The organism is Mesorhizobium sp. M7A.F.Ca.US.014.04.1.1 (assembly GCF_003998745.1).
GTDB lineage: Bacteria > Pseudomonadota > Alphaproteobacteria > Rhizobiales > Rhizobiaceae > Mesorhizobium > Mesorhizobium ciceri.
In genome coordinates this window covers 1-3,620 of sequence record NZ_RZRW01000569.1, presented here as the reverse complement: position 1 = coordinate 3,620, position 3,620 = coordinate 1, and the positions used below count along the sequence as shown (strand labels likewise).

Annotated in this window: 4 protein-coding genes; 2 read left to right on the top strand and 2 right to left on the bottom strand. The window is 61.7% G+C overall.

The features are described 5' to 3' along the window. The coding region (locus tag EOA22_RS27680) for a hypothetical protein (RefSeq protein WP_206521341.1) at nucleotides 1-1,917 on the bottom strand (1,917 nt) is incomplete at its 3' end. Nucleotides 1,918-2,132: 215 nt separating this feature from the next. Here EOA22_RS27680 and EOA22_RS27675 point away from each other — a divergent pair. After that, nucleotides 2,133-2,402, top strand: coding sequence for a hypothetical protein (locus tag EOA22_RS27675; RefSeq protein ID WP_063168562.1), 270 nt, complete (start codon nucleotides 2,133-2,135; stop codon nucleotides 2,400-2,402). 73 nt (nucleotides 2,403-2,475) lie between these two features. Beyond that, entirely contained in the window at nucleotides 2,476-2,781 is a 306-nt protein-coding gene (locus EOA22_RS27670; RefSeq protein WP_013530780.1) for a hypothetical protein, read from the top strand. A 49-nt stretch (nucleotides 2,782-2,830) separates the two neighbouring features. Here EOA22_RS27670 and EOA22_RS27665 read toward each other — a convergent pair whose 3' ends face one another. After that, nucleotides 2,831-3,259 carry a DoxX family protein gene (locus EOA22_RS27665; protein ID WP_063168563.1) on the bottom strand — a complete coding sequence of 143 codons (429 nt, stop codon included), beginning with the start codon at nucleotides 3,257-3,259 and terminating at the stop codon, nucleotides 2,831-2,833. Between the last annotated feature and the right edge of the window lie 361 nt (nucleotides 3,260-3,620).

Genomic DNA, 3,620 nt, shown 5'->3' with positions numbered 1-3,620 from the left:
GTCAAAGCCATCGACCAGCATTTCGTCTATCGCGCCGCCGGTGGTTACCCGAAAGGCAACGCCAATGGAGGTCGGGTTCTTCAGGGCGATGTCCCTGAGACTGGCTTTGCGCAGCCGTTGGCCCACCGAAAGATTGAACCGGACGCCATGCGACTGGGTGTTTCCCCTGATGCCAGAAAGGCTAAGGCTCGCCGGTGTCACTACGTTCGCAACGACAATGGCGTCGGTCGAGCAGTTCATCAACGTGCCCGGGCCGATCGCAAGTGGCGTCTGGTAGGGCGCGGCGATTACGGCTGTGGCACCTGACGTTCCGCCCGTGATAGTCTCGCCAGCCCGAAAGATGCCGGCCGAACCGCGCACATAGATGCGCTGGGTCGCGCTGTTTGCCGTTTTGGCAATCGCAGAGGTGCCTCCAGTGATTGTTTCAGCGGCCTGAAACGTTCCGCTTATCGGCAAGACCCTCAGCACGTTGGCAAAGAAGTCGACCAAGATGCCCGTCGCGCCGGATGAACCGCCTGTCACCGTCTCACCGAGTTCATAGTCGAGGGTTGAACCGGTAATGACGATTTCAAAATGTTGGAACCGCAGGGTTCCGGTCGAGCCAGAGGTGCCGCCGCTGACCGTTTCGCTAATCGCAAACGATCCAACTTGCGAGCTGAGGGCGAACTGATATTCGCCGTTTGGTTCCAATTGCAGGGCTGTGTTGTAGCGATCGATGTACCAGTTATCGAGCCGGCCCGACTGAATCTGAACGCCGAAGACGTTACCGGCAGAACTACCGGAGAGCCGGTTGCCGATTGCCTTGACATTCGAAATGACGATCTCGCTGTTGGCGTCAGTCGCAGCTACGCCAATCAGACAGTCATTCGCCACCACGTTAGTTATGATCCCTCGCGGATCTCGCGCACCGGTCATCTCCACCCAGACACCGGCGGAGGGGCTGTCGAGATGTGCATCGGCGAAAACCCCGTCGACCAACACGTCGGTGGTGTTTAGATTCCCCGTATAGGTCAACACGACACCGTCGCGTTTGCACTTCGCCGACCGGATGTTGCGCACGATCGGCTTGCGGACGCCGGCCACGTAAACCGTGTCGCCAAACTCGCCGCCGGTTGGCGTGACGATGTTATAGCCGTCAATGTCCTCAATCGTCGGGCTGTCGACACAGAGCGCCATCACACCGGCAAGGCCGAGATTGCGGACTTTCACGCCGCGGATTGTCGGCCGCTTCCGGCGTGCACCAGTGGAGAGGCCGACGCGAATACCGATAGAAGCCTGGTAGCCGGCATGTGATCCACCATCAATCGTGAGGTCCCCGTCTATCAGGACGTCATCGGCAGCGATATCGATGACGGGATGGTGGCCGGTAACGGCACCGACTGGCGCGCGCAGGATCAGGGCAGAGCCGCCCAGGCATTCGACGCGCTTCTTCGCTGTCGAGATCGTATGGTTGCCGTCGGTCTGGTAGGAGCCGTCAATCAGCACATGCGGATAGCTGCCCGCGAGCAGTGCACTGATAGCAGCCGTGGCATTTGTACCGTTACCACGCGCCCCGAGCATTGATGCCGTCACCGGGGTCGAGGCGAGCGTATAGCCTGTCTTCGTCATGCCATCGCTCAGCATGATCACCAAATCCCCGACATTCGTTCCATTCTTGCGGTACACAGCGCCACTGCCTGCCACCTGAGAGCTGTCGTAGAAGGCGGTGCGGATGTATGTGGGTGCTATCGGTGGGGAAAATGCCTCCGCCGTCGCCTTGGTCGCGAATTGCGGATCGAGCACGGTTGTCATGGCGCCCGTCGCTACGTCCGCAGCGGCCTGGGCCTGGTCGATGATGCCTTGCGCGGCTGCCTGGATATCCCCGACTGTGTCGTCGGACTGGTAGAACGACAGCACAATGTCGTCGGTGCCGATCACAGGGTTCAGCGTCTGGAAGGCGAAGCTGCACTCACCCCGTCAACCACTTTCTGAGAAAAAATTCCTAGTCTGGTCGAAACTCCCGCGCTGAGCGACGCTGGCAAAGCGCGTAAAACCCTGCTTTTGCCGGCGGCTGGTCATAAGCCGGCAGGTGTGAAATCATTCGTCGAAGCTCATGGAATGATTCCCGTCGCACGGCCTTGTGGGAGAGGACGATGGACAGACCAGCCATGGCATCCGTGTTCAGGATGCGGCATGCACCAGCCACGGTTTCCGGCGTGTGCAGCACCGGCCAGGGTCAGGCCGATCCAGTCATCCGCGTGCGTTCGCTGGGCGAAGCCATCCGTTTCGTCGCCAACGCCTACCCCCAATACGACGTCGGCGCCGTCGCCATCAGCTGTGGGGATGTTTCGATCGGCAGCCTCGGCAACCTGGAGGTCAAGGCGCTGTGGCGCGAATATGGCGAACGGCTGACGCAGGAATAGGCGTTCGCCCGCAGCCTTTCTGGAGCGGAAATGCCGCTCGTGCGTTTCAACCCCAGCCACGGGAGCAATCGCCATGAATGTCGCCAACCTGCAACTCGAAGGCCTGTTGATGGCCGTCGCCTCGATCAATCGTCTCCTGGTTCAAAAGGGGGTGCTGACGGCGGAGGAAATCGACCTGGCCCTGCGCAAGACCGAGGCCGGCGAAACCAACGAGGAACGATCCGAAGGCATGTCCGCATCCAGCCGCGACGCCGTCAACTTTCCGATCCGGCTGCTGGAACTCGCCAACCAGTGCCAGCCGGAGGCGGAGCTGCCGTCCTTCTCAAAGCTGGCCCGCATGGTCGGCAAGATAAAGGAACCCTACAACGACCAGCTGTGAACGGTGCCGGCGGGCCGGCATGCGTCCGCGGTGGCCCACTGCCCTCGCCTCAAGCCCTGCCCGGCCATCCCAAATTGAGCGAAAGCACCTTGCCCGGTCCATGCACCGCCGCAAACAGCAGTCCGGCCAGGAACGAAAAATGGTCGATGAAGAAGCCGAACTCGGCCTGGTTGCCGGCCCAGTGGCTGGGTCCGTGGAAGGCAAGGGCCAGGAACAGCACATAGGCGGCGGCGACAAGGGCCGCCTGCGTGAAGAAGGCGCCGGTCAGGAAGCACAGCACCAGCGCGACTTCCAGGATCGCCGCGCACCAGGCCAGGAACAGCGGAAACGGAAAGCCGGCGGCGGCGATATAGCCGGCGGTGGCCGCCATGCCCATGAATTTGAACGTCACCGCCATCAGGAAGACGCCGGCGAAGATCAGCCGGGCGATGAGAAGGGCCGCGGTCTGCCACGGCGATTGAGTGATTTGCGACGACATGCTCGTTCTCCAGCTTTGCAGGTTGCTCGCTCCTAGGACGCGCGACGGACGCCAGATCCGACACACCAGGCCAATTTTTCTCGACAGGGCGCTTGCCGCGGGTCGAAGCAGGCTTCGAAGCCTCACACCGACGGCAAGGAGCGATTTTCGGTTTGCCGGCCGACGGTATAGCGTTGCTCCCTCAAAGGGGGAAACGGACATGGCCAAGGCATTGACCATCGGCGCACCGCGGCATCCGGCGATGAGCACCGCCTACGAACAGGAATGCAGGGATATGCTGGCTCCGCATCTCGACGCCCTGCTCCGCAAGGTCGAGGCTGCCGGCTGGGACCGCGGGCAGGCCGCCTCGGCGCTCATGTAT

Excerpts from the sequence above, each read along its gene's own strand:
- EOA22_RS27675 (WP_063168562.1), top strand. The coding sequence starts at position 2,133 with ATGGACAGACCAGCCATGGCATCCGTGTTCAGGATGCGGCATGCACCA.
- EOA22_RS27670 (WP_013530780.1), top strand. The coding sequence starts at position 2,476 with ATGAATGTCGCCAACCTGCAACTCGAAGGCCTGTTGATGGCCGTCGCC.
- EOA22_RS27665 (WP_063168563.1), bottom strand. The coding sequence starts at position 3,259 with ATGTCGTCGCAAATCACTCAATCGCCGTGGCAGACCGCGGCCCTTCTC.